Source organism: Peribacillus sp. NPDC101480 (assembly GCF_050277335.1).
GTDB lineage: Bacteria > Bacillota > Bacilli > Bacillales > DSM-1321 > Peribacillus.
In genome coordinates this window covers 353,229-377,683 of the sequence record NZ_JBNNSB010000003.1, presented here as the reverse complement: position 1 = coordinate 377,683, position 24,455 = coordinate 353,229, and the positions used below count along the sequence as shown (strand labels likewise).

Here is a 24,455-nt window from a genome sequence, read left to right as displayed (position 1 = left end):
AGGTGAAAAGAAATTACTGTGCAGAATCCATCTTCTCATCAGAAGCAGAATCCCAAAATAATTGGGTGAATGGATTTCAACGACTGAAAGAACGAAACCTAATTTTGGAGCATTGCATATTTAAGCAACGAAAAAAGGACTCCGCATAATTGGCGGGGTCCTTCAATATTCATCGTTTTTATTTTCAACTTCAAATAGGTTGAAACTTGATGATTCATCTGGGTTGAATGCAGGTTCTTCATTTTCATATTTATATTTATGTTCTTCTACGTATTTAATTTTCTGATATTCCTCTTTTGACATACCCTCCCAAATTTTTGTTGCATTGTGGTCTTCATGGCCAGGCTGAGGATTCGTATGCGGTGTTGGGTCCAAGATAAAACTACCCAAAAAAATGGTTGTGTAGAAAAATGGCATTGCCATAATCAAAACGATTAAGCCCAATGCTCCAACTTTATTTATGTATTTTTTCATTGGTGACATACCTCCCAATTTTTGAATTTTTATATTCAATTGATGTACAACCAGCATATTTTAGTCACTCCATAACCAATCACGAAACCACTTGACGGGAAGAACAGCCAATACACAAATTACAAGAAGTATGAATGCAATATACAGCATTCCTAAATCAATCAGTATGCCCATTACTACAGCTACACAAGAGATTATAATAGCGATAGAGAAACGTTCAGTCATTGTCTCACCTCCCGTTTGGTTAACTCCAGTAAACCTTTTATTAATTCATCGGTATGGATGAAAACAAACACTTGGTATTTTTTGTTGTTTCGATTAGGCATAGTATGATGAATGTCATGTCCAGCCCGTACAGAGCCATAGACAATGATTTTTTGTAAATGTTCTTGAGCCCCATAATATCCACCTCCATTTATGAAATTGGCAAAGGAGGTAAAGTGCTTACCTCCTTAAATTCATTCCTTTTCCATCTTTTCTTTCTTTTCCATTTTATGAAGGATGGTATTGGAAACAATCGCATAGACCACAAACGCCATCCAATAATAACCATAATCCTTATCGTTGCCAATGGACGAAAACATTAATATCGCAAATAACAAATATGGAATGGTCAATAACAATCGGAGTTTCCAAAGGTATCGTCCCCACATCGGTATTCCTCCTTTTAAAATCATTGGCAGTGCTTTTGAGATTTTTTCCACTCCTCAAATACTATGTCACTGGCAATAATTTCAGCATCGGTATATCCCAACCCACCTAAAGCAAATCAAGGTCGTTTATATAATGGTCCAATGTGCGTTTGGCAAGAAAGTCAGTTCCTTCATTATTGTTACGGAAAAACAATCCTGTTAGCGTTTCGATGGCTGTTGATAAGATTTCTGGTTTCATGGCTTTCGTCCTCATAATTAACTAAATATTCCGTCACGTCTATTACTATAGAAGTATGAAGTACCAAAATTATGCTGTCAATCTAAAAAAGACCATTCCTATTGGAACGGTCTAAAAGTTTGGCATATAAGATTTTTCGTCTGTGTTTTTAACATCCAGCTCATGACCATCTACCATGTAATCATAAACAAGGGTGGCTTGTGGGACATACTTTCCATCTATCTTTGCTTGATGTATTGCTCTGTCCACTTTACCGAACCCGTTGATTTGTCGCCTTTCTGCTAATTGCAAATTATATTTTCTAGCCACAATATCGAACACAAGTTTTGCATCATCTTGAGTTTTAGGCAGCTCTAGGCTTTCACGAACTTTACTTTCAGTTTTCGTTAAATAAGCACAGTAAGCATCATATTTAAAGCGAATCCATAATATGCGTGGATTTCCTTGTGTTTTTTTATAAACTCCTTGGAGTTTGGATGATTGCCTTTTTTGGCTATCCAATATCCAATTCCCAATTCCTCTTTTAACAAGTTGACCTTATCGTCAATATCTTTAGCAATATCAATATCCAATGGGCCATACCATTTTGTAATTGTAGGTCTCGATAGTTCGCTTGGAATAATTTTTAATTTGCAAGTCAAATGTAAATTCTTTCAACAAGTCATGTATTAACACGCAAAAACCCCCAATTCATAAGCGATTTCACTCACTTATAAATCAGGGGTTGATACTAAACATTTGTATTGCTAAGTTCGAGTTGATGTACTACATAACTCAAAGTGTCCAAAAGTGCCTTGTATGACAAAGTTCGGACGTATTTTATGCTTGATAATTACTTCTTCAGGTTATAGAAAGATTTCAAGCCGCCATATACAGCCAAGTCACCAAGTTGATCTTCGATGCGAAGAAGTTGGTTGTATTTAGCAATACGGTCTGTACGGGACATGGAACCAGTTTTGATTTGTCCTGCGTTTGTTGCAACGGCGATATCAGCGATCGTTGCATCTTCCGTTTCACCGGAACGGTGGGAAACGACTGCAGTGTAGCCTGCGCGTTTTGCCATTTCGATTGCATCAAACGTTTCAGTCAGTGTACCAATTTGGTTCACTTTGATCAGGATGGAGTTGCCGATGCCTTTTTCGATGCCTTCAGCCAATTTTTTCGTGTTCGTTACGAAAAGATCGTCACCAACAAGCTGAACTTTAGAACCGATGCGTTCCGTTAAAAGTTTGTGGCCATCCCAGTCATTTTCATCCAGGCCGTCCTCGATGGAGATAATAGGGAATTCATTCACTAGCTCTTCATAGAAAGCTACCATTTCTTCTGATGTAACACCATTGCGGCCTTCGCCAGCAAGATCATATTTGCCTGTTTCTTTGTTATAGAATTCAGATGAAGCTACGTCCATGCCAAGGTAGATATCTTCGCCTGCTTTGTAGCCAGCTTTTTCAATTGCCTCGATGATGACTTGAAGCGCTTCACGGTTTGAACCAAGGTTTGGCGCGAAGCCGCCTTCATCGCCGACTGCCGTATTCAGGCCTTTGGCAGAAAGGACAGATTTCAAGGCATGGAATACTTCTGCACCCATACGAACTGCTTCTTTGAAGCTAGGAGCACCTACAGGAAGAATCATGAATTCCTGGAAGTCAACATTGTTATCGGCATGTGATCCGCCGTTAATGATGTTCATCATTGGAGTAGGAAGTTGTTTCGCATTGAACCCTCCAAGGTAACGATACAATGGTAAACCTGAAAATTCCGCAGCGGCATGGGCAGCAGCCATTGATACGCCAAGGATTGCATTAGCTCCCAGGTTTCCTTTGTTTTCAGTGCCATCCAATTCAATCATAGTGAGGTCAAGTCCTGCTTGGTTCGTAACATCCAAACCGATGACAGCTTCAGCAATGATATCATTTACATTATCGACTGCTTTTTGTACCCCTTTACCCAGGTAGCGAGATTTATCTCCGTCACGAAGCTCAACCGCTTCGTGTTCTCCTGTTGAAGCACCTGATGGTACGATTGCACGTCCGAAGTATCCGGACTCTGTTTGGATTTCTACTTCTATTGTTGGATTACCACGGGAATCTAGCACTTCGCGTGCATATACATGTTCGATGTACGGCATTATAAATCTCTCCTTTTCCTATTCACAATTTTATTTAGATAATAGGGATTTCCCTGTCATTTCAACAGGTTTTTCGACTCCAAGCAAATCAAGCATCGTTGGAGCTAAATCACCTAGGATACCACCTGTTCTTAATGTTACCTGATTTTTAGTGATAATGACAGGCACGGGATTCGTAGTATGGGCTGTCATCGGGTTGCCTTCAAGCGTTACGACTTCATCGGCATTCCCATGGTCAGCGGTAATGATTGCCGTACCGCCTTTTGAGACGATTAAATCGACAATCCTGCCTAGGCATTCATCCACTGTTTCAATCGCTTTAATGGTAGGCTCAAGCATCCCTGAATGACCAACCATGTCCGGATTGGCAAAATTCAAGAGAATGGCATCAAAGCGATCAGCCTCAATTTGTTCCACCAATGCATCCGTAACTTCATAAGCACTCATTTCAGGTTTTAAATCATATGTAGCGACTTTCGGAGAATTAATTAAAATCCTCTCTTCACCAGGAAACTTCTCTTCACGTCCGCCGCTCATGAAAAATGTCACATGCGGATATTTTTCAGTTTCAGCGATACGAAGTTGGGTAAGCTGGTTTTGGGAAAGTACTTCCCCTAATGTATTATCAAGATTTGTCGGATTAAATGCAACATATCCGTCAACTGTTTCTGAAAAATGTGTCAAGCAGACAAAATGGAGATGCTTCGGATGTCCAGGACCGCGTTCAAATGAGCGAAAATCCTCATTGGTGAACGTATTGGAAATCTGGATCGCACGGTCTGGACGGAAGTTATAAAAGATTACGGCATCATCATCTTTAATCGTCGCCACCGGTTTACCGTCTTCCGCCGTTATGACTGAAGGTATCACGAACTCGTCAAAAATACCATGTTCGTAGGAATCCTCGACACATTCCATCGCGGAAGAGTAAGCAGGGCCATCACCATACACCATCGAACGGTAGGATTTCTCCACACGTTCCCAGCGCTTATCACGGTCCATCGAATAATATCTTCCGGATATGGTCGCAAACTGTCCAACACCGATTTCCTTCATTTTCGCTTCCGCTTCCTTAATATAACCTTGCGCCGTTTTCGGCCCGACATCACGACCATCTAAAAATGCATGTACATATACATTTTTAACTCCTTCTTTAGCGGCCAATTTCAGCAGGGCATACATATGATCGATATGACTGTGCACGCCGCCATCTGAAAGTAGACCGAAAAGATGAAGGTCCGTGCCTTTTTTCTTGGCATGGCTCATGGCATCGATCAAAGTTGGGTTTTTGGCAAACTCACCTTCACGGATAGCCAGGTTCACACGGGTTAGACTTTGATAAACGATCCGTCCTGCCCCGATATTCAAATGCCCCACTTCCGAGTTCCCCATTTGACCGGCAGGCAAGCCGACCGCTTCCCCGCTTGCAGTTAAATGGGAATGCGGATACTGTTCCCAAAAACGGTCAAAGTTCGGTTTTTTCGCATGAAAAACAGCATTTCCCTTTTCCTCGTTACGGCAGCCAAAACCGTCTAAGATGATAAGTGCCACAGGCGACTTACTCATAGTGACCAGCCTCCAGCAATTGTAAAAATGAATCGGATTTCAAGCTTGCACCGCCAACCAACGCACCGTCTATATCAAGTTGTGCCATGTACTCTTTAATATTCTCAGGTTTTACACTGCCACCGTATTGAATGCGGATGGCTGCAGCTGCTTCATTTGAAAATTTGTCGGCAACAACCGAGCGGATATGCGAACAAACTTCATTAGCATCTTGAGCAGATGACGATTTTCCTGTTCCAATTGCCCAAATCGGCTCATAAGCAATAACGGCTTGTTTCAATTGATCGTCAGATAATCCTGCAAGGCCTTTTTCAATCTGGCTGCCTACGAAATCATTCGTTTCGCCAGCTTCCCTTTGCTCTAATGTTTCACCGCAGCAAACGATCGGGGTCAATCCGTGGGCAAAAGCGGAATGAGCTTTTTTATTAACGGCTTCATCCGTTTCGTTGAACATTTCACGGCGTTCGGAATGACCAAGTATGACGTAGGATACACCAAGATCAGCCAATGCGATCGGGCTGATTTCTCCTGTGAAAGCACCACTTTCTTCAAAGTGCATGTTCTGCGCCCCGATCTTCACATCAGTTCCTTTTGCTGCTTGAACCAGCTGATCCAAAAATAAAGCTGGAGCACATACAACCGTATCGATTACATCTTGCTTTGGAATCAAATTGCTCACTTCTTCTAAAAAGGCAGTCGCTTCAGATAGTGTTTTATTCATTTTCCAGTTTCCTGCAATAATCGGTTTACGCATTTGGTTTCTCATCCCTTCTAAAGTTGAAATATGTAACGGTCAGTCTTATTTATCGTTCAAGGCCACAACGCCAGGCAACTCTTTGCCTTCCATGAACTCAAGAGATGCACCGCCGCCAGTTGAAATATGGGACATCTTTTCTGCCAAGCCAAACTTTTCTGCGGCTGCGGCTGAATCCCCTCCGCCTACAATGCTGTACGTATCATTTGCTTCCGCCAAGGCTTTAGCAACGGTTTTCGTTCCATTCGCAAATTTATCGAACTCGAATACACCCATTGGTCCATTCCAAATGACAAGCTTGGAACTTTTGATTACATCCGCAAATAATTCGCTTGTTTTTGGTCCGATATCAAGAGCCATTTTATCCTTTGGAATAGCATCGATATCGACATTATCCGTCTCTGCATCAGGTGAAAATTCAGCAGTTACGACTGCATCGATAGGCAAATGAAGTTTTACGCCTTTTTCTTTTGCACTTTCGATGAAAGATTTGGCCAATTCTATTTTGTCTTCTTCCAATAAAGAATTACCGATTTCATGACCTTGCGCTTTAATGAATGTATAACCCAATCCACCACCAATGATCAAGTGATCGACTTTTTCCAAAAGGTTTTCGATAACGCCTATCTTATCCTTTACTTTTGCTCCGCCAATTATAGCTGTAAAAGGACGTTCTGGGTTGGATAGGGCTTTTCCAAGTACTGAAAGCTCTTTTTCCATCAGCAATCCGGCAACGGCTGGGAGATGGTGCGCTATTCCTTCAGTTGAAGCATGTGCACGATGCGCAGCTCCGAATGCATCGTTAACATAGACATCAGCAAGTGCAGCAAATGACTTCGCCAATTCTTGATCGTTCTTCTCTTCTCCTGGATAGAAACGAACGTTTTCCAACAACAAGATCTCGCCATCTTGCATGTTATCAATGATTGATTGAACGGTCTCACCGTATGCTTCTTCTGCCTTTTGCACATCCTTGCCACTAAGTTCGCTTAGTCTTTCCGCAACAGGTGCTAGACGCAATTCTTCTACGACTTGTCCTTTAGGACGACCAAGGTGGCTGGCTAAGATGACTTTTGCGCCTTGTTCTGTCAAATAGGAAATCGTCGGCAGTGCAGCCTTGATTCTCGTATCATCCGAAATCTTTCCGTCCTGCATCGGCACGTTGAAATCAACACGGCAAAATACGCGTTTCCCCTTTAATTCAATATCTTTAATCGACTTTTTATTCATAATCCAAGAACCTCCTTAGATATTGTTATCATATTTTTGATTCTTTTAGCCAAAAAGGGAGAGGGTAAATTTCCCAACTCCCCTTTTCTCTTTTTCATTATAGTCGGTTTCCAGGAAATTATCCAAAAACAAGAAATGTAAACGCTTGACTGATTAATGACTTACTAATAATATCATCTTCTGCCAAGTTTTTTTAGAGGTGTGATAAAAAAAACCTCACCTTGGTGAGGTTTTTTATTATTCTAATTACAATCCTTTTTTAGCCAAATAGTCGATCAAATCAACAACACGGCTTGAATATCCTGTTTCATTATCATACCAAGATAATACTTTAACCATGTTTCCTTCCATTACCATTGTGGAAAGGGCATCGATTGTAGATGATGATGGGTTACCGTTATAGTCAGTTGATACTAGCGGAAGTTCGCTGTACTCAAGGATTCCTTTTAATTCACCTTCAGAAGCCTTTTTGAATGCTGCATTAACTTCTTCAACTGTTGTGTCTTTTTCAAGTTCTGCAACAAGGTCGACAACAGACACGTTTGGAGTAGGTACGCGCATTGCCATACCATTCAATTTCCCTTTAAGTTCAGGAAGGACAAGTGCAACAGCTTTTGCTGCCCCAGTTGTTGTAGGAATGATATTCTCGGCAGCTGCACGTGCACGGCGGTAATCTTTATGTGGCAAATCAAGGATTTGCTGATCATTTGTATAAGAGTGAACAGTAGTCATCATACCGCGTTTGATTCCGAATTGTTCGTGAAGCACTTTAGCAAATGGAGCTAAGCAGTTCGTTGTACAAGAAGCATTAGAGATTACATGGTGGTTAGCTGCATCATATTTATCTTCGTTTACACCCATGACGATTGTGATATCTTCATCAGATGCAGGAGCAGAGATGATTACTTTTTTCGCGCCAGCTTCTAAATGCTTAGCTGCATCTGCACGTTTCGTGAAACGTCCTGTAGATTCTACTACTACTTCTACTCCTAGTTCACCCCATGCTAATTGTGCAGGGTCACGTTCAGCCAATACTTTGACTTTATGACCATCAACAACAAGGTAATCCCCATCAACTGTTACTTTTTCATTAAGTGATCCATGAATTGTATCGTATTGAAGAAGGTGCGCTAACATATTAGCATCCGTTAAGTCGTTAATAGCAACAATCTCTACCCCAGGATTACTCAATGCTGCACGAAATACATTACGTCCAATACGTCCAAAACCATTAATACCAACTTTTACTGCCATGAAAAATTCCTCCTTTTAAGTTCGCAAATATATTAAGGGGTGTAATTCCCCTGAATTAACTCTTGTGCCGCCGCTTCATCCGTGATTAAAACGGTTGATGAAGGTGCGCCTTTCATGTAGGAACGGATAGCCTTTGCTTTAGTTTTACCACCTGCCACAGTTATCACTCGCTTTTCAGGGCTAAGATCATCTAACTGGATGCCGACTGTCAAAACTTTATGAACAACTTTACCGTTTTCATCGTAATAATAACCGAATGCCTCTCCTACAGCATTTCCATCTAACAGCTTCTTTAACATTTCTGGCGAAGAATTTCTTCTTTCTGCCATCGCCATGGCATCACCGATTCCATGAATGATCATATCGGCAGATTTGATTTGGGAAATCACTTCTTTAATTGCAGGTTCCTTCTGAAATGAAGCATAAACCTCACCGCTTAATTGATCGGGTACATACAATACTCTGTATGAGGCCTGTGCCTTCTGGGCCATTTTTTCGACAATCGTATTGGCCTGATTCTGCACTGCTTCACCAATTCCCCCGCGGGCCGGGACAAATGTCAATTTCTTCGACGCTTCATCAGGTGACAGCGAATCAGCCACTTCGGCCATTGTCGATCCGCCAGTAACCGCAATGATATTCTTTGAGTTCCATTCTCGTTTCATACGGATTGCACAAGCTTTACCCAATTCTTTTTTCACCCATGGAGTCTCATCACAATTTCCTGAGACAATAATGACCTCATCCACTTGCAATAAATCCTGCAATTGCCGTTCCATTATGTCTATACCCATTACTTCACGCATTATTCCTTCTAACTTATCCAGGATTTCAATCCCTTCATCAGTCAGCGTCATGCCAGAGCTGAATATGTTAACTAGGTTCTGACTTTTCAGAAAATCAACCTCGCCTCTGAGCGTCCGCTCCGTCAAATTAAGGCTCACGGACAGACTGCGCCTTCCAACCGGCTGCATCATTTTGATATAACGCAGGATATCATATCTTTTTTGCATAACCAAAAGGAAATCTGGTAATAATTTTCTTTGTACCTCGAGTAATGTACGCATATTTAAAACTCCTAAAAAGTTAAGTTGGACGTATAATGTCCCGCGTAGTCATTTTCTGTCCCACTTAAAACAAAAAAATATTCCTGCTACATATTTTATTCTAGCAGGAACGGAATGTTTCTTCAAATGATTTGAAAAATTATTTTTCCAAAAGCCTATTTAGAGCTGATTTATCAACGTTTCCGAATTGAACGATATCATCTTTCCATTCAACGACAGGGATCATCAGCCCGAATTTCTCAAGCAAATCATCATCGGTGTGGATATCGATTTCTTTATAGCCTATGCCTGATTCCTCTTTCACTTCTTCAAGCACTTGCTTGGCTTTATCGCATAACGGGCATTTATCCCTACTATATAAAACAAAAGCATTTGATTCCAAAACCACTCATCCTTTTCAATCATATCTTTTTCGTTTAGATGAAGAAGGGATTCCTAATTGTTCCCGGTACTTGGCAACGGTTCGGCGTGCCAGGATAATTCCATGCTCTTCTTTCAACCGTTCTGCCAGGTCCTGATCCGAGAGCGGCTTTTGTTTATTTTCCCCATTAATGGCTGCCTGAAGGCTCTTTTTTGCCTGCATGCCCGACATATCCTCATCAAGGCCGACTGACTGTAAAGAAGTAGTGAAAAATATCCTCATCTCTATCGTGCCAAATGGTGTCTGCACGTATTTCCCTTTGACCGCCCGGCTTACTGTGGACTCATGTATACCAAGTTCGTCGGCGATTTCCTTCATCGTCATCGGTTTCAAATAGTTCAGGCCATGATGAAAGCACGCCGGCTGTTTATCGACGATGCACTGAATGACCTTCAATATAGTTTCTTTCCTCTGTTGAATCCCTCTGGATATCCATTGGTATTCCTGCCACTTATCCTGGATAAACCGTTGAACCCCCTGATCCTTATGGCTCTTCATACGGTTTAAATACCCTTTATCCACATTAAGATTAGGTGTGTTACCATCATAATTCCCGACAAGCAGCATACCATCCCGAACTTCCACGACCACATCCGGCACTATATAAGAAGGTTTTTCCTGAAAAAAGAGTGATGCGGGTCGCGGGTTCAATGTCTGGACATAATCAAATACTTCTTGAATCTCCTTCATTGTAACACCGATTTTCTTACTTAGGTCTTTCCAGCGCTTTTCAGCAAAATCGAGGAAATGGTTTTCTATGATCGATTCTGCAAGCAGGTTCACCCCTTCTGCTTGCACCTGAAGCAAAAGGCACTCTTGAAGATTTCTCGCTCCAATTCCATGCGGCTCGAGTTCCTGTAAAATTGAGAGGCTTTCTTCCAAAACGATCCGAGATATACCAGGGATACATATGTCATCCAGCTCAGTCCTCAAGTAACCGTTTTCATCAAGGTTATGAATTAATAGCAGCAACGCCTTATGCTGCTCACCGGTAAGTTGCTGGTGATTCACCTGGGACATGATATGCTGTTCAAGCGATATAGTATCTTCACTGATCTGTTCAATCCAATAGTTGGCATCATACGTATTCTTAAGGGTCCGTTTTCCCTTTTTCCGGTCAAAAGTTGGCTGAAATAAAGCCGATGTTGGCTGATCTATGGACAGTAATGGATTCTCCACCATTTTATTTTCTAAAAAAGCCGATAGCTCCTGCGAGGAATATTGCAGCAATGTAATAGCTTGCATAAGCTCCTGCGTCATTGCCATCTTTAATGTTTGCTGTTGAAAAAGTCCTGCTTTCATATTCATACTCATCGATTCATCCCTCCCCCACTCCATTTTACATTATCAGGAGAAAATTCTACACAAAAACCCATGAAAACGCTTACGTTTTTTTCTGAATAGTTTATTTGTTTTAAATACTATATGTTAGAAATGCAAATTAAACAACTACTTTTATTGAAAAATCACCATTTTTCAATAGTGTGCGCGTATATTTTCAAGACAGGGCTTACATTACAGGATCCGATGGAATATTACGGAAATCGAGTGAATTCGCCAAAAATTTTAGGACCCCTCTTAAAAATGGCCATTAAAAAATCCCCTACTTTATTAAGCAGAAGATTGGTAATGCCCTCGGCAGGAATCGAACCTGCATTTCAAGCTTCGGAGGCTTGCGTTCTATCCGTTGCACTACGAGGGCGTAATAGAAAATATTTTTTCAACAGACTTCATTATATGATAGATTCCCCTCCTTTGCAAGGGTTATCAGGTTTAAAACTTCGCCATTTGGGTATTATGGGTAATGTGGAAATTCATCCCTGTGCGGCATAATATATAAAGTAATCTATCGGAAAGGAGCCTTAGCCAGAAAATTGTCGAACAAATTATCCATTATAGGGTTTGTTTTGTTTGACCTAAATTGACCAAAAAGTGTATCATACATACATAAAGAATTTAAATGATTCTCTTAATCGAAGGAGGAAATGAACATGAATTTAATTCCTACAGTTATCGAACAAACAAGTCGTGGGGAGCGTGCCTACGATATTTACTCCCGTTTATTAAAAGACCGGATCATTATGCTAGGAAGTGCAATTGACGATAATGTTTCCAACTCCATTGTTGCTCAATTACTATTTTTAGAAGCGGAAAATCCTGAAAAAGATATCACTCTATACATCAACAGCCCTGGCGGAAGCATCACTTCCGGTATGGCCATTTACGATACTATGCAATATATCAAACCTAATGTATCCACAGTATGCATCGGTATGGCCGCTTCCATGGGTGCTTTCCTATTGGCCGCTGGCGAAAAAGGCAAACGTTATGCGTTGCCAAACAGTGAGGTCATGATTCACCAGCCACTTGGAGGAGCTCAAGGTCAAGCTACGGAGATTGAAATTGCTGCCCGCCGTATCCTTCACTTGAAAGATAAACTGAACCAAATCTTGGCAGAACGTACTGGTCAACCTATTGAAGTCCTTCAAAGAGATACGGAACGTGATAACTTCATGACTTCCGAAAGAGCTCTTGAATATGGCTTGATCGACAAAGTCATCACGCGCAGCATCCTTGATGATAAAAAAGACTCTAAATAATCATGCAACAACCGGCTCCGGAGAACGCCTTTAGCGACTTCCGGAGCTTTTTTGCATAATGAAAAAAAAGGATGCTCTTTTAAGCATCCTTTTCTTTTAACCCTCTTGCTGAACAAACTCTTCCAATGCGTCTAACGCTTCTTTTTCATCGCGTCCTTCGACGATTAACTTCACGGTCACGCCAGAACTGATGGCAAGGCTCATTAACCCCATTATACTTTTTGCGTTCACTTTCTTTCCTTCTTTTTCAAGAAAAACATCTGAATGAAAGCGGTTAGCTTCTTGTACAAAAAGAGCTGCCGGCCGCGCCTGCAAACCCGTTTTCAATTTTACCTCAACTTGTTTTTCCACCATCTTGATCTCCCCTGTTAGCTTTATTTTTTCGCAGCAATAGCCTCTCCCCCACGGAGCCTGTCAGCTATTTCATCAATCTTACGTAATCGGTGATTAATCCCGGATTTACTGATTGTTCCCCCAGAAACCATTTCCCCAAGTTCCTTTAAGGTTATATCCTGAAACGCAATCCTAAGCTCCGCAATTTCCCGAAGCTTATCCGGTAAAATGCCTAATCCCACCGTATCCTCGATATAATGGATATTTTCAACCTGGCGTAATGAGGCCCCAATCGTTTTGTTCAAATTGGCTGTTTCACAATTCACAAGCCGATTCACTGAATTACGCATATCACGGACGATCCTTACATCTTCGAACCTTAATAAAGCTGAATGGGCGCCAACTATACTTAAAAACTCGGCAATCTTTTCGGCTTCTTTCAAATAAATGATATACCCTTTCTTGCGTTCAAGAGTTTTGGCCTTCAAGCCAAACTTATTCATTAGCTCACAAAGGGCATCATTGTGCTCTTTATAAAGTGAGAAAATTTCAAGGTGATAGGAAGACGTTTCCGGATTATTCACCGAACCTCCCGCAAGAAATGCACCTCTTAGGTAAGAACGCTTACAGCATTTCTTCCCAACAATAGTATCGGATATAGCATGGAGAATTTCAAAGCCATCGCCTAAAATTTCCAAATCGGTTAAAACCCGCTGCCCTCCAGATGACATCCTGACAATATATACATTATTCTTTTTAAGCTTCATCTTTTTACGGACCAACAGCTCGACCTGGACCTCATAACTTTTTTTCAGCAGCGTATAAATCCTTCTGGCAATCGCAGCATTCTCAGTTTGAATATCCACAACAAGCTTCCGATTAGAAAATGAAAGGGATCCGTTCATCCGGATAAGCGCACACAATTCCGCTTTACCGCAGCAATCCTTTCCCTCTAATGTAGTAAGCTCTTTTTTCGTTTCTGAAGCAAAAGACATCCATTTCACCCCCAATCGAACGCAGGTAATCTATTTTTATCAATCAAAAAACCGTCCCCGCTTATATCTACGGTGCAATGTGGCTTTTTGTTTCATTTACAAGCATATTATAGAGCAAATCCGCCACTTTTTTCGTGTCATGGCGTATTACATTCCCTTCATAGCTGAAAATGCGTTCTTGTATGATTTCAAGCCCCATCATTTTTAAGCTTTCCACATCATACATGACCGGTTTAGCATATTCAGCTTGATAGCGTTGCTGAATTTCGGTTGGTATTTCCTCATTATTAACAAGTATCCTGTCAATATATGCATTTCCCATATGGTCATATATCGCTTTTATATGATCGCTCGCGCTATAATCCAGCGTCTCTCCGGCTTGTGTCATCAAATTGCAAATGTACACCTTCTTCGCCTTCGAACGGGCAACCTCTTCTCCTAAACCAGGAACAAGTAAGTTAGGCAGAATGCTAGTATATAGGCTCCCTGGACCTATGACAATAAGATCTGCCTGTTTGATTTCCTGGAGGGTTTCACTGAGCGGCTTTATATGATGAGGAGACAGAAATACTTTTTTTATTTTCTTTCCTGAGAAGGGGATCTTGGATTCGCCTGTAACAATCGTTCCGTCCTCCATCTCCGCATGGAGAACCACACTTTGGTTGGCCGCCGGAAGCACTTTACCGCGGACATTAAGAAATTTACTCATTTCCTGGATCGCATGGACGAAATCCCCGGTCAGCGAGGTCATTGCCGCCAGTATCAAATTCCCCAGCGAATGCCCGGACAACTCATTTTTACTCTGAAAGCGATGTTGAAACATTTGTTCAACAAGGGGCTCTACATCCGATAACGCAGCCAGCACGTTACGAATGTCACCCGGAGCGGGAATATCCATATCCTCGCGAAGGCGGCCTGAACTTCCACCATCATCAGCTACCGTTACGATTGCCGTTATATCAACCGGATGCTTCTTTAACCCTCTCAACAAAACGGGAAGGCCGGTTCCCCCTCCAATGATCACAACCTTAGGTTGTTTCTTTTTATCTAACATCTGCTTTCCCCTTACTTTTTTCGATATCGCGATGTGATACTTGAACCCTGTAATCCTTCTTGAAGTGGTTTGAAATATACTCCGTCAATGCTACAGAACGGTGCTGACCGCCTGTACACCCTATCGCAACAACAAGCTGTGCTTTTCCTTCACGTTTATAATACGGAAGCATGAACGCAAGCAAATCGGTCACTTTTTCCAAGAATTTTTGCGTCTCACTCCATTTTAAAACGTAACTCGACACTTCCTGTTCCAAGCCAGTCCTTGGCCTCATATGGTCAATATAATATGGATTTGGCAGGAAGCGTACATCAAACACAAGGTCGGCATCTATGGGTAGACCATGCTTGAACCCGAACGACATGACATTGACTGTGAAACCGACACTTTTATCGGCAGAAAACTCCGAAGCGATTTTCTCCCTCAATTCGCGCGGTTTCAGTTGGGAAGTATTAAAGATCAGCTGGGCCCTTCCCTTCAATTCGTCCAATAGTTCCCGCTCCATTTTAATGCCTTCCAATGGCCGGCCTAATGGAGCAAGCGGATGGGTCCTTCTCGTTTCCTTATATCTTCGGACCAAGGAATCGTCATCAGCTTCAAGAAAAAGGATTCTTGGTGATACTGCAGCTGAATCCGTTAAATTATCCAGTGCAAGAAATAAGGAATCAAAAAACTCCCTACCCCTCAAATCCATGACAAGAGCCACTTTATTCATCTTATTCCCTGAGTCCTTCATTAACTCCAAAAACTTTGGCAATAGCGTGGGCGGCAAATTATCGACGCAAAAAAAGCCGAGGTCTTCAAAACTTTGAACCGCCACTGTCTTACCCGCTCCGGACATTCCGGTAATGATGACCAATTGCGTTTCACTGATCTGCCCTGTACTCATAGTTTCTCCGCCCCCATGTATAGCAATCTTTTTTATATGTGAAAATTAACCTGGATCCAATCGGTAAGAAAGTAGTTTAAACTCAGGTGTATAGGTAAAGGTTCCATAAATGATCCCAGTTCCATGAACCATATAGTCCAGGATGTGAAAATCACCTTCAGCCATCATCAGCTTTTTAACATCTTCGACCGGATGCCAGCTAAGTTCCCCTTCTTCACAAACATCAACATTTACACCATCGGAATCCGTTGCAAAGAAAGTGAACATCATCCATTCCGACAATACCTTATCTCCGTCCTTCATAATGAAGGTGAAAATACCTTTGATGGAAGGGTTTTTTAAATAAACGCCCGTTTCTTCACGATATTCCCTAATACAAGCATCGCGTACAGATTCCCCAGGCTCCATCTTTCCGCCTGGAGCTACCCACCATCCGCGTCTAGGCTTTTTCAATAAGAGGATTTGATTATCCTTGATCAATACACAGTTTGTGACACGTTGCACGTTCTTCACCTCAATTGGCTCTGCTCGACTATAGAAACCTTCACCCCCGTGTTGAAGAGATTCAGTTTATATCCTTAAACCGCCGCTAGATATCCATTTGGCGATTTACAAATGCTAATAGTTCAAACAAGTTGTATTTTTCATCTTCTTACCATTATGAAAGATATATATATGTTTAGTATATCTTAACATTATACTATTTTTGAAATGAGCTAACAATAAAGTAAACTTCCTGCATTGGGGGAATATTCATTCCCAAGGAATCACGAAGATAAGCCTTTATCCTGCTTAACTCCTATTCTTCTCCACTTTCGCTGCCTAAATGCAAAGGGCGGGCTTACTTCTCATTAAAAATCATTTGGTACATCCTAAAAATTGGAACTAAAGATTTAGTCTTAAAGCAGGAAACAAAAAAAAAGGACACAGAAACTTAATCTGTGTCCTTAAACGTTTATAATTAAAGGGGGTCAACTTCTATCCATACTATACCCAATCATTATTTCACGCGTGTTACAACATCGTTAAAACGGAATTACGATTGTATATTCTAGTGAAATCAAGCCTTAGGCTGCAATTTTTCTTGAAGTTCCTCAACAAAATGCTGAGCGGATTGAGCGGCAATGCTTCCATCGCCTGTAGCTGTAACGATTTGGCGCAATGTTTTTTCACGAACGTCACCAGCAGCAAAAATACCAGGGACGCGTGTTTCCATCCGGTCATTCGTTTCAATATAGCCTGTGGAATTCAAGATGCCCAAGTTCTCAAATGGTTTAGTTAGCGGAAGCATTCCGATATAAATGAATACACCGTCTGCGTCCATCACTGTCTCTTCTCCGTTTTCAGTGGAAACTAGTGTGACACCGCCGACTTTGCCGCCTTTTTCATTGATTTCCTTCAAAGTGTGATTCCAGATGAAGTTAATTTTCTCATTGGCAAATGCACGATCTTGAAGAATCTTTTGAGCACGAAGTTCGTCACGTCTGTGAACGATCGTCACTTTTGAAGCAAAGCGGGTTAAGTACACACCCTCTTCAACAGCAGAGTCTCCGCCGCCGATAACGAATAGTTCCTTTTGCTTGAAGAATGCACCATCACAAACTGCACAATACGATACACCGCGGCCGCCCAATTCTTTTTCGCCGGGAACACCGATTTTCTTATATTCGGCACCAGATGAAATGATGATTGAACGTGCCTTGAATTCCTTGGAACCGGCTTTGATCGTTTTATACTCTTCACCGTCGATGATTTCCTTAACATCCCCATAGGCATACTCCGCACCGAATTTCTTTGCATGGTCAAACATTTTCGTTGAAAGTTCAGGTCCGAGTATAGTGTCGAATCCAGGATAATTTTCAACTTCCTCTGTATTGGCCATTTGCCCGCCCGGTACTCCGCGTTCTAACATCAATGTTGAAAGGTTCGCACGTGATGTATAGACAGCCGCCGTCATCCCTGCAGGACCAGCTCCAATAATAACAACGTCATAAATTTTTTCAGACATGTTTTCACTCCTCCATATTCCATTGCAAATGGAACCTTCACTACGGTTAGTGTTCCCTACCTATTATCCTATATAACAAATAATTTTTCGTCCAAATATCTGCTCATCCAAGCAGGGTTTGAACCAACTTTACGTACTTTGATAAGGTGGACACGGATATGAAATGTTTGTCTGCGATTGCCTGTTTGCTCGCCTTCTCATTTTTAAGCTGATTCCACACGTACTCCACCGCTGATGCCCATCCTGCTGGATTATTTAGTTTTTGCTCTGATTTCACCGCTTCGATGAAGACGGAAAACCACATTAAATACAGCCCGGCTTCATTTAATTGTATCGGTTGGAAATGCTGATATAATAACTCAGCTGTGCGATCAGCAAAATCAATCGGTGTTAATTGACGATCTTTAGCAGGAGCTTGAACAAGTTCAGCATAATCACGTTCCAAATCAGTGAAATTCTGATTAAGGTTGAGGACCTGGTTTTTCAATAGCTTCTGTTTATGAACCGAATGTTTCAGAAGGAAAATGGCAAACAGCCTTTCTTCAATGAATTCACTTTCCAGCCTTTTTATAATAGAAGGAAAATGATGTTCAAAACCATCTGAAGTTGCATTCATATCTCCCCAAGGCTCCATGCCTTCCTTTTCCGGATTCATTTCCACGACCTTTTTCCATGCCTTTTTGGCAGCCTGATCATGGCCTAGGTGGTAAGCGGAAATGGTTAACCAATAGTAGAAGGTTCCATCTCCCTCGAACCCTTGTCTTTGCAGTACTTTCAACCATTTATATGCAGAAGCATAGTTTCCGATCAAAGCGAAGGTCGCTCCAAGCTTGAAACGATGTTCGGATAGCATCGGCCTAATTTTCTCCAGCATGTGTATGAGCTCTTCAACCTTCGCTTCATCCTGTTGATAATGATGAAAAACAACAAGATTACAAAGCGCATGCAGGTTTCCTGGACTTTTTTCCAGTACCTCATCAAGTGTTGCAAAAGCGTCATTTACTTGACCAAGATAGAAATAGGCAAGTGCCAAGTTATTATAAGCGGACCAGTAATCCTCGTACTCGGCAATCGTCTCTTTCAATACTTCGATTGCCTTTGGAAAATTGCCTGATTCAAGGTACTCACGGGCTTGTTCCTGTTTGGTAATGAGCCCATCATGCTTAAAGGGATTTTCTTCTGACTCATCCGACTCAAAAGTTATCAGTTCAAGCAGGTCCTCTGCGTCATCGCTGAACTCCCCGTCTTCTTCTTTATCAAGATAAGCACTCGCGTGACGATAAGCCTCCTTGAACATGCCTAAGTGGGCATAATTATTCGCCAGGAAGTAATGACATTCCGACATATAGGGATCCATCACATCCAAGATGTTTTCCAAGAGGTTGTTTGAATAATTATATTCTCCGATTTCCGAGCAAGTGATTGCCAATTGACAGGCTATCATCGGTTCAGCGGGTTCAAGTTCCAGCGCACGTTCCAGGTATTTTTTTGATTTAGGTAGTTCTCGTCTATGATAAGCTTTTAAACCCTTGGTGAAATAATACTCACCTGTTGGGTGAAAAGTTAGAATTTTTGCCTGTTGGCCAAATTTAGAGTCTTTACTCATGTAATCCTCCATCTTCAAGTTGATTAACCATAGTATTATAACATATTGGAGTAAATTTGCCGAACAATTCAAGAAAATGGAAAAAGGGAATCACCATGCTTTCTTCAAGAAAAAATTGAGGTATATTCCTAGTCAAATGGGGAGCCAGGATTGATCTAGTTGTCGTAAATACACACAAAAGGGGTTGGGAAATATCTCTATCATGTTCCCGAACAAAGCAACACCTTGAAATCTCAGATATGGTTTCTACCAAAAGTTTGTAGCAAAAGTTGATTGGGGCGGTTGTGCGAGACTCCGGCGGGAAAAGCGGATGCCTGGATCGATAATCAGCGTCCAAATTGTACAAGCCATAAAAAAACTGAAGAGAAACTTGACTTTCATCGAGTTTGTCTTCAGTCTGAGCCCTCCTTGACGGAGGGCACTCACCATTCATTCAGTTTCTTTCGGTTCATCCTTATCGGCATGCCTAGCCTTCAATACATCAAGCACTGCTTGGAAAGGCAACTCCTGCTCCTGAAGAAGAACGAATAAGTGATAGAGGAGATCGGCACTTTCCATCGAAAGTTCCTCTGCATCGCGGTTCTTAGCAGCAATGATCACTTCTGCCGCTTCTTCACCGACTTTTTTCAGGATCTTATCAACGCCCTTTTCGAATAGGTAGGTAGTATATGAACCTTCAGGCATTTCCGATTTTCTTTTTTCAATCAATTTTTCCAATTCCGTCAAGAATGTCACATTCGCCTTCACGTCTTGTCCGGCTTCACCGTTTTGGTAAATCGTTTCGCTAAAACAGCTTGTTGCCCCTGTATGGCACGCAGGTCCTGCAGGAACGACCCGAACGACCAATGCATCCTGATCGCAGTCATACTTCATTTCGATGATTTTCTGGGTATTACCGCTGGTTGCTCCTTTATGCCATAATTCATTGCGCGAACGGCTGAAGAAAACCGTTTCACCTTTTTCAATCGACAATTGCAGTGATTCTTGATTCATATAAGCAAGTGTCAGCACTTCGCCGGTTCCTGCATCTTGAATAATTGCCGGTATCAGGCCTTTTTCGTCGTATTTAATAGTTTCAAGATTCATCGTACAACCACTCCTTGTTGTTTGAGAAACGCTTTTACTTCTTTGACGGATGTTTCTTTATAATGAAAAATCGATGCGGCTAATGCTGCGTCGGCTTTACCTTCTTGGAAGGCTTCCTGGAAATGCCCAGCGTTGCCCGCCCCGCCTGAGGCGATGACCGGCACCGAAACAGCTTCAGATACCGCTTTTGTCAAAGCGATATTAAACCCTTGTTTCTCGCCGTCACAATCCATGCTTGTCAATAGTATTTCACCTGCACCTCGGGACACAGCTTCCTTCGCCCAATCGATCACTTCCCATTCAGTCGATTTCCGGCCGCCGTGGGTATATACGCGCCATGAGCCAAGCCCTTCTTCATATCGGGCGTCTATGGCGACCACGATACATTGGGAACCAAAGTAATCAGCACCTTCATTAATTAAATCAGGGCGCAGAATGGCTGCTGTATTTAAGGAAACCTTATCGGCTCCAGCTCGTAAGATCTTCTTCATATCCGCCAATGAATTAATGCCGCCGCCCACCGTGAACGGGATTGCCAGACTGCCCGCTACCGCTTGAACGACGTCGACAATCGTTTCCCTGCCTTCATGTGATGCGGAAATATCCAGGAAGACAAGCTCATCGGCACCTTCTTGGTCGTAAAAGGCTGCAAGTTCGACCGGGTCTCCTGCATCCCTAAGGGAAACAAATTGTATCCCTTTGACTACCCGCCCATCCTTTACATCGAGACATGGAATAATTCGTTTAGTGAGCATTTAACCACGCACCTTTTCTAGTGCTTCTTCTACAGTAAAGCGATTGGTATAAAGCGCCTTGCCAATGATTGCCCCTGCAATGCCTTGGGCTTCATACTCTTTGAGGGTGATAAGGTCTTCAAGTGAACTAATGCCGCCCGAAGCTATAACGTTTTTACCGGTTGCCTCCGCCATGGCCAAAATACCTTTCACATTCGGACCTGAAAGCATCCCATCCGTCGCGATATCAGTCACGATAAATGTCTCTGCACCAGCATCGGCCAGTAATTTACCAAGATCTATCGCAAGGGTCCCAGACGTTTGAAGCCAACCATGAGTGGCAACCCTGCCATCCTTCGCATCGATCCCGATTGCGATATGGCTTCCATATTTCCTAATCATATCTTTAGTGAAATCAGGGTCTGAAACGGCCGTGCTGCCAAGAATGACACGTTCCACACCATTATCCAGGTAATGGGCTATATCATGTTCCGTACGGATGCCGCCGCCGATTTGAATGCGGGCCCCTAACTCACTTGCAGCTTTGATTACGTATGAATCATTGATGCGCACTCCCTCTTTAGCTCCGTCAAGGTCGACCATATGTATCCAATCGGCTCCTTGGTCCGCAAAGCTTTTTGCCATATCAAAGGGGGAATCGCCATAAACGGTTTCCTGATTGTAATCTCCCTGGATTAAGCGGACGCATTTGCCTCCACGCATATCAATCGCCGGGTAAATAGTAAAGTTGCTCATGCTTCTTCCTTCCCTTCTACTAATGACAGATAATTTTTTAACAGTGACATGCCCATCTTCCCGCTTTTTTCCGGATGGAACTGCATGCCGAACACATTCCCTTTACCGACGATCGCAGGCACTTCCACATCATACCTTGCCGAAGCAGTGACGAATGATTCATCGGTATCGACGTAGTAGGAATGGACGAAATAAACATGCTCCTCTTCCAGCCCCTCATTCACTGGTGATGCGTGTTTGAATTCAAGACGATTCCAGCCCATGTGCGGCACTTTATAAACCTGGTCATTCGCATCCACTCCCTTAAAACGAACGACTTTTCCCGGGATGAGGGATAATCCTTTAGCCGGTCCATTTTCCTCACTTTCATCAAAGAGAAGCTGCATACCAAGGCAGATCCCTAATAGATAACCTCCATCGGCTACATATTCCCGCAGGAATTCATCCAGCTTTTGTTTTTCCAAGAGGCTCATTGCATCCCTGAAAGATCCAACGCCGGGAAGTATGATTCCTTTCGACTTTGAAAGTTCTTTTGGGTCATCGGAAATGAATGAATCGGCACCAAGGCGTTCAAGCCCTTTACTTACAGAAAATAAATTCCCCATGCCATAATCGACGATTCCGATCATTTTTACAACATTCCTTTCGTCGAAGGGATGCCTTTGACACGTGGATCGATGGTCGTAGCTTCATCCAATGCACGTCCCAGCGCTTTGAATATTGCTTCGATCATATGATGTGTGTTGTGACCGTAATGAACGACTACATGCAGGTTCATCCTGGCTTCAAGAGCGAATTTCCAAAGAAACTCGTGCACGAGTTCAGTATCGAAAGTACCCACCTTTTGCGAAGGAAACTCAGCCCGGAACTCTAGGTGCGGACGATTGCTTAAATCGATGACAACCTGGGCGAGTGCTTCATCCATGGGTACGAAAGCATTTCCGTAACGCTTTATCCCGCGCTTGTCCCCAAGGGCCTCCAATAACGTCTGACCTAAGCAAATGCCAATATCTTCAGTTGTATGGTGATCATCGACATCTGTATCTCCGTTTGCATCTACGGTCAAATCAAACTTCCCATGTTTCGTGAACAAATCAAGCATATGCGTCATAAACGGAACGCCCGTCTTAATGGAGGAATTACCTTCCCCATCCACACCAAACTTCAAACTTATTTCCGTTTCATTCGTCTTTCGCTCCACACTAGCAAAACGTTCCATTACAACTCCTCCTCAACGGGGTAAGACCCCTTTTCCCAAGATGTAAAAGCATGTCAAAAGTCTTTATATCAATGATTTCGCGTATTTCAATATTTCAGGACTATTTACCGGATTCATTCACACCACGTGATTCAATGGCACGGGCGTGAGCCTCAAGTCCTTCCATTCGGGCAAATGCCGCGATTTTTTCTGCATTTTTGCGGAAGGCCGTTTCACTATACATGATGATGCTTGATTTCTTTTGGAAATCATCCACATTAAGCGGACTGGAAAAACGGGCGGTTCCATTGGTAGGCAGCACATGATTGGGGCCTGCAAAGTAATCCCCGACGGGCTCCGAACTAAATCGGCCAATAAAGATTGCTCCGGCATGACGGATTTTAGACATGATTTCAAGTGCATCATGGGCCACAATTTCCAAATGTTCCGGTGCAAGTTCATTAATCGCTTCAACAGCTTCCTCCATATTCCCGCATACAACGATTCTTCCATAATCCCTTATGGATGCTGCAGCAATATCATGGCGTGGAAGTAACGCCACCTGCTTGGTCACTTCTGCGGCCACTTCTTCTGCAAGAGTCGTTGACGTCGTCACCAAAACACTGCAAGCACGGGCATCATGCTCCGCCTGTGACAGCAAGTCTGCCGCAACTTCTGCAGCGATGGCGGTTTCGTCCGCCAATATCGCTATTTCACTTGGACCTGCTATCATATCAATGGCGACATCTCCAAATACTTCCCGCTTCGCTAACGCCACATATATATTTCCCGGACCCACTATTTTATCCACTTTCTTAATCGTTTCCGTCCCATAAGCGAGAGCAGCTATTGCCTGTGCCCCGCCAACTTTATAGATTTCCTTCACCCCGGCAATTTTGGCAGCTGCCAAAACCGCTGGCGATAATTTTCCATCCTTCCCTGGCGGAGACACCATAACGATCCTTTCCACCCCCGCGGCCTTCGCAGGCAACGCATTCATCAGTACTGACGAAGGATAGGCTGCTGTGCCTCCAGGTACATAAACACCTACAGCATCAAGAGGTGTCAATTTTTGTCCTAGCATCGTTCCCGTATCATCAGTCGTAAACCATGAATTTCGAATTTGTTTCTCGTGAAACATTCGAATATTATTCGCGGCTTCTTGTATAATATCAAGCTGCTCAGCAGTTAAAGATGCTGTCGCTTCTTCCATTTCCTGTTCCGATACAAGTAATTCCCCTGCACTGACACCATCGAAACGTTCGGTATAGGTATGTAAAGCGGCGTTTCCGCTTTTCCTGACATCATAAATAATATCCTGAACCGCTTTTCTTTGATCGGCAGTACCTGCATCAACCGAGCGTTTCAGTGAAATCCCTTCAGCAAACCGTTCTATTTTCATACCTTCACC

At 42.6% G+C, this 24,455-nt stretch carries 27 protein-coding genes and 1 tRNA gene; 1 reads left to right on the top strand and 27 read right to left on the bottom strand.

Annotation, left to right across the window (positions count from 1 at the left end; all coding sequences use genetic code 11):
* Positions 1–162: 162 nt before the first annotated feature.
* The 14 genes from ACQKMF_RS13080 to ACQKMF_RS13015 form a co-directional block, all read right to left on the bottom strand.
* Positions 163–531, bottom strand: a complete 369-nt coding sequence (locus ACQKMF_RS13080) for a hypothetical protein (RefSeq protein ID WP_402943568.1) — start codon at positions 529–531, stop codon at positions 163–165.
* Between the two features lie 3 nt (positions 532–534).
* Positions 535–699, bottom strand: coding sequence for a hypothetical protein (locus tag ACQKMF_RS13075; protein WP_157831060.1), 165 nt, complete (start codon positions 697–699; stop codon positions 535–537).
* 233 nt (positions 700–932) lie between these two features.
* On the bottom strand, positions 933–1,127 hold the full coding sequence (locus ACQKMF_RS13070) for a hypothetical protein (RefSeq protein WP_402943565.1): 195 nt from the start codon (positions 1,125–1,127) through the stop codon (positions 933–935).
* A 106-nt stretch (positions 1,128–1,233) separates the two neighbouring features.
* The gene (locus ACQKMF_RS13065) at positions 1,234–1,365 is read right to left on the bottom strand and encodes a hypothetical protein (protein WP_402943562.1); all 132 of its coding nucleotides are present in this window, start codon (positions 1,363–1,365) and stop codon (positions 1,234–1,236) included.
* Positions 1,366–1,476: 111 nt separating this feature from the next.
* Entirely contained in the window at positions 1,477–1,866 is a 390-nt protein-coding gene (locus tag ACQKMF_RS13060; protein ID WP_402943560.1) for a hypothetical protein, read from the bottom strand.
* Between the two features lie 331 nt (positions 1,867–2,197).
* Positions 2,198–3,493 carry a phosphopyruvate hydratase gene (eno, locus tag ACQKMF_RS13055; protein ID WP_034309992.1) on the bottom strand — a complete coding sequence of 432 codons (1,296 nt, stop codon included), beginning with the start codon at positions 3,491–3,493 and terminating at the stop codon, positions 2,198–2,200.
* A 30-nt stretch (positions 3,494–3,523) separates the two neighbouring features.
* Positions 3,524–5,059, bottom strand: coding sequence for a 2,3-bisphosphoglycerate-independent phosphoglycerate mutase (gene gpmI, locus ACQKMF_RS13050; RefSeq protein WP_260358744.1), 1,536 nt, complete (start codon positions 5,057–5,059; stop codon positions 3,524–3,526).
* Positions 5,052–5,813, bottom strand: a complete 762-nt coding sequence (gene tpiA, locus ACQKMF_RS13045; RefSeq protein ID WP_427573576.1) for a triose-phosphate isomerase — start codon at positions 5,811–5,813, stop codon at positions 5,052–5,054. Before tpiA ends, gpmI begins: the two co-directional genes overlap by 8 nt.
* Positions 5,814–5,858: 45 nt before the next feature.
* Positions 5,859–7,043: a phosphoglycerate kinase gene (locus ACQKMF_RS13040; RefSeq protein ID WP_402943553.1), complete on the bottom strand. Its 1,185-nt coding sequence runs from the start codon at positions 7,041–7,043 to the stop codon at positions 5,859–5,861.
* Positions 7,044–7,289: 246 nt separating this feature from the next.
* The gene (gene gap / locus ACQKMF_RS13035; protein WP_076368241.1) at positions 7,290–8,297 is read right to left on the bottom strand and encodes a type I glyceraldehyde-3-phosphate dehydrogenase; all 1,008 of its coding nucleotides are present in this window, start codon (positions 8,295–8,297) and stop codon (positions 7,290–7,292) included.
* 32 nt (positions 8,298–8,329) lie between these two features.
* Entirely contained in the window at positions 8,330–9,364 is a 1,035-nt protein-coding gene (locus ACQKMF_RS13030) for a sugar-binding transcriptional regulator (RefSeq protein WP_101223715.1), read from the bottom strand.
* A 139-nt stretch (positions 9,365–9,503) separates the two neighbouring features.
* Positions 9,504–9,746: a glutaredoxin family protein gene (locus ACQKMF_RS13025; protein ID WP_101223716.1), complete on the bottom strand. Its 243-nt coding sequence runs from the start codon at positions 9,744–9,746 to the stop codon at positions 9,504–9,506.
* A gap of 15 nt (positions 9,747–9,761) precedes the next feature.
* Positions 9,762–11,099, bottom strand: coding sequence for an RNA polymerase factor sigma-54 (gene rpoN / locus ACQKMF_RS13020; RefSeq protein ID WP_402943550.1), 1,338 nt, complete (start codon positions 11,097–11,099; stop codon positions 9,762–9,764).
* Positions 11,100–11,415: 316 nt separating this feature from the next.
* Positions 11,416–11,487, bottom strand: a tRNA-Arg gene (locus ACQKMF_RS13015).
* Positions 11,488–11,776: 289 nt separating this feature from the next.
* On the opposite strand from ACQKMF_RS13015, the gene clpP reads away from it, so the two are divergent.
* Entirely contained in the window at positions 11,777–12,385 is a 609-nt protein-coding gene (clpP, locus tag ACQKMF_RS13010; RefSeq protein WP_063233960.1) for an ATP-dependent Clp endopeptidase proteolytic subunit ClpP, read from the top strand.
* Positions 12,386–12,481: 96 nt separating this feature from the next.
* On the opposite strand, the gene ACQKMF_RS13005 is transcribed toward clpP, so the two are convergent.
* The 13 genes from ACQKMF_RS13005 to hisD all read right to left on the bottom strand — a co-directional run bounded on the left by ACQKMF_RS13005 (position 12,482) and on the right by hisD (position 24,446).
* Entirely contained in the window at positions 12,482–12,739 is a 258-nt protein-coding gene (locus ACQKMF_RS13005) for an HPr family phosphocarrier protein (RefSeq protein WP_402943547.1), read from the bottom strand.
* Between the two features lie 20 nt (positions 12,740–12,759).
* On the bottom strand, positions 12,760–13,713 hold the full coding sequence (whiA, locus tag ACQKMF_RS13000) for a DNA-binding protein WhiA (RefSeq protein ID WP_101223718.1): 954 nt from the start codon (positions 13,711–13,713) through the stop codon (positions 12,760–12,762).
* Positions 13,714–13,780: 67 nt separating this feature from the next.
* Positions 13,781–14,767, bottom strand: a complete 987-nt coding sequence (locus ACQKMF_RS12995; protein WP_101223719.1) for a gluconeogenesis factor YvcK family protein — start codon at positions 14,765–14,767, stop codon at positions 13,781–13,783.
* Positions 14,757–15,656, bottom strand: coding sequence for an RNase adapter RapZ (gene rapZ / locus ACQKMF_RS12990; RefSeq protein ID WP_101223720.1), 900 nt, complete (start codon positions 15,654–15,656; stop codon positions 14,757–14,759). The genes ACQKMF_RS12995 and rapZ overlap by 11 nt, the downstream gene beginning before the upstream one ends.
* 45 nt (positions 15,657–15,701) lie before the next feature.
* Positions 15,702–16,160 (bottom strand): NUDIX hydrolase, encoded by a 459-nt coding sequence (locus tag ACQKMF_RS12985; protein WP_101223721.1) that lies wholly within the window; start codon positions 16,158–16,160, stop codon positions 15,702–15,704.
* 556 nt (positions 16,161–16,716) lie between these two features.
* Positions 16,717–17,664, bottom strand: coding sequence for a thioredoxin-disulfide reductase (gene trxB, locus ACQKMF_RS12980; protein ID WP_034309960.1), 948 nt, complete (start codon positions 17,662–17,664; stop codon positions 16,717–16,719).
* 103 nt (positions 17,665–17,767) lie between these two features.
* Positions 17,768–19,270 (bottom strand): tetratricopeptide repeat protein, encoded by a 1,503-nt coding sequence (locus ACQKMF_RS12975; protein ID WP_260358748.1) that lies wholly within the window; start codon positions 19,268–19,270, stop codon positions 17,768–17,770.
* A 429-nt stretch (positions 19,271–19,699) separates the two neighbouring features.
* Entirely contained in the window at positions 19,700–20,356 is a 657-nt protein-coding gene (gene hisIE, locus ACQKMF_RS12970; RefSeq protein ID WP_427573571.1) for a bifunctional phosphoribosyl-AMP cyclohydrolase/phosphoribosyl-ATP diphosphatase HisIE, read from the bottom strand.
* Positions 20,353–21,111, bottom strand: a complete 759-nt coding sequence (gene hisF, locus ACQKMF_RS12965) for an imidazole glycerol phosphate synthase subunit HisF (protein ID WP_402943538.1) — start codon at positions 21,109–21,111, stop codon at positions 20,353–20,355. The genes hisIE and hisF overlap by 4 nt, the downstream gene beginning before the upstream one ends.
* Positions 21,112–21,846 carry a 1-(5-phosphoribosyl)-5-[(5-phosphoribosylamino)methylideneamino]imidazole-4-carboxamide isomerase gene (gene hisA, locus ACQKMF_RS12960; protein ID WP_101223726.1) on the bottom strand — a complete coding sequence of 245 codons (735 nt, stop codon included), beginning with the start codon at positions 21,844–21,846 and terminating at the stop codon, positions 21,112–21,114.
* Positions 21,843–22,475 (bottom strand): imidazole glycerol phosphate synthase subunit HisH, encoded by a 633-nt coding sequence (gene hisH, locus ACQKMF_RS12955; RefSeq protein ID WP_137016666.1) that lies wholly within the window; start codon positions 22,473–22,475, stop codon positions 21,843–21,845. Before hisH ends, hisA begins: the two co-directional genes overlap by 4 nt.
* A gap of 2 nt (positions 22,476–22,477) precedes the next feature.
* The gene (hisB, locus tag ACQKMF_RS12950; RefSeq protein ID WP_063233950.1) at positions 22,478–23,065 is read right to left on the bottom strand and encodes an imidazoleglycerol-phosphate dehydratase HisB; all 588 of its coding nucleotides are present in this window, start codon (positions 23,063–23,065) and stop codon (positions 22,478–22,480) included.
* Positions 23,066–23,165: 100 nt separating this feature from the next.
* Complete coding sequence (hisD, locus tag ACQKMF_RS12945) at positions 23,166–24,446, bottom strand: histidinol dehydrogenase (RefSeq protein ID WP_427573567.1); 1,281 nt, start codon at positions 24,444–24,446, stop codon at positions 23,166–23,168.
* Positions 24,447–24,455 lie beyond the last annotated feature (9 nt).

Excerpts from the sequence above, each read along its gene's own strand:
- hisB (WP_063233950.1), bottom strand. The coding sequence starts at position 23,065 with ATGGAACGTTTTGCTAGTGTGGAGCGAAAGACGAATGAAACGGAAATA.
- ACQKMF_RS12995 (WP_101223719.1), bottom strand. The coding sequence starts at position 14,767 with ATGTTAGATAAAAAGAAACAACCTAAGGTTGTGATCATTGGAGGGGGA.
- ACQKMF_RS13070 (WP_402943565.1), bottom strand. The coding sequence starts at position 1,127 with ATGTGGGGACGATACCTTTGGAAACTCCGATTGTTATTGACCATTCCA.
- rapZ (WP_101223720.1), bottom strand. The coding sequence starts at position 15,656 with ATGAGTACAGGGCAGATCAGTGAAACGCAATTGGTCATCATTACCGGA.
- rpoN (WP_402943550.1), bottom strand. The coding sequence starts at position 11,099 with ATGAGTATGAATATGAAAGCAGGACTTTTTCAACAGCAAACATTAAAG.
- eno (WP_034309992.1), bottom strand. The coding sequence starts at position 3,493 with ATGCCGTACATCGAACATGTATATGCACGCGAAGTGCTAGATTCCCGT.
- hisIE (WP_427573571.1), bottom strand. The coding sequence starts at position 20,356 with ATGAATCTTGAAACTATTAAATACGACGAAAAAGGCCTGATACCGGCA.
- ACQKMF_RS13040 (WP_402943553.1), bottom strand. The coding sequence starts at position 7,043 with ATGAATAAAAAGTCGATTAAAGATATTGAATTAAAGGGGAAACGCGTA.
- hisA (WP_101223726.1), bottom strand. The coding sequence starts at position 21,846 with ATGAGCAACTTTACTATTTACCCGGCGATTGATATGCGTGGAGGCAAA.
- ACQKMF_RS13005 (WP_402943547.1), bottom strand. The coding sequence starts at position 12,739 with ATGGTGGAAAAACAAGTTGAGGTAAAATTGAAAACGGGTTTGCAGGCG.
- hisF (WP_402943538.1), bottom strand. The coding sequence starts at position 21,111 with ATGCTCACTAAACGAATTATTCCATGTCTCGATGTAAAGGATGGGCGG.
- clpP (WP_063233960.1), top strand. The coding sequence starts at position 11,777 with ATGAATTTAATTCCTACAGTTATCGAACAAACAAGTCGTGGGGAGCGT.
- gpmI (WP_260358744.1), bottom strand. The coding sequence starts at position 5,059 with ATGAGTAAGTCGCCTGTGGCACTTATCATCTTAGACGGTTTTGGCTGC.
- hisD (WP_427573567.1), bottom strand. The coding sequence starts at position 24,446 with ATGAAAATAGAACGGTTTGCTGAAGGGATTTCACTGAAACGCTCGGTT.
- whiA (WP_101223718.1), bottom strand. The coding sequence starts at position 13,713 with ATGTCTTTTGCTTCAGAAACGAAAAAAGAGCTTACTACATTAGAGGGA.
- hisH (WP_137016666.1), bottom strand. The coding sequence starts at position 22,475 with ATGATCGGAATCGTCGATTATGGCATGGGGAATTTATTTTCTGTAAGT.
- trxB (WP_034309960.1), bottom strand. The coding sequence starts at position 17,664 with ATGTCTGAAAAAATTTATGACGTTGTTATTATTGGAGCTGGTCCTGCA.
- tpiA (WP_427573576.1), bottom strand. The coding sequence starts at position 5,813 with ATGCGTAAACCGATTATTGCAGGAAACTGGAAAATGAATAAAACACTA.
- ACQKMF_RS13080 (WP_402943568.1), bottom strand. The coding sequence starts at position 531 with ATGCTGGTTGTACATCAATTGAATATAAAAATTCAAAAATTGGGAGGT.
- gap (WP_076368241.1), bottom strand. The coding sequence starts at position 8,297 with ATGGCAGTAAAAGTTGGTATTAATGGTTTTGGACGTATTGGACGTAAT.
- ACQKMF_RS13075 (WP_157831060.1), bottom strand. The coding sequence starts at position 699 with ATGACTGAACGTTTCTCTATCGCTATTATAATCTCTTGTGTAGCTGTA.
- ACQKMF_RS13030 (WP_101223715.1), bottom strand. The coding sequence starts at position 9,364 with ATGCGTACATTACTCGAGGTACAAAGAAAATTATTACCAGATTTCCTT.
- ACQKMF_RS13065 (WP_402943562.1), bottom strand. The coding sequence starts at position 1,365 with ATGAAACCAGAAATCTTATCAACAGCCATCGAAACGCTAACAGGATTG.
- ACQKMF_RS12975 (WP_260358748.1), bottom strand. The coding sequence starts at position 19,270 with ATGAGTAAAGACTCTAAATTTGGCCAACAGGCAAAAATTCTAACTTTT.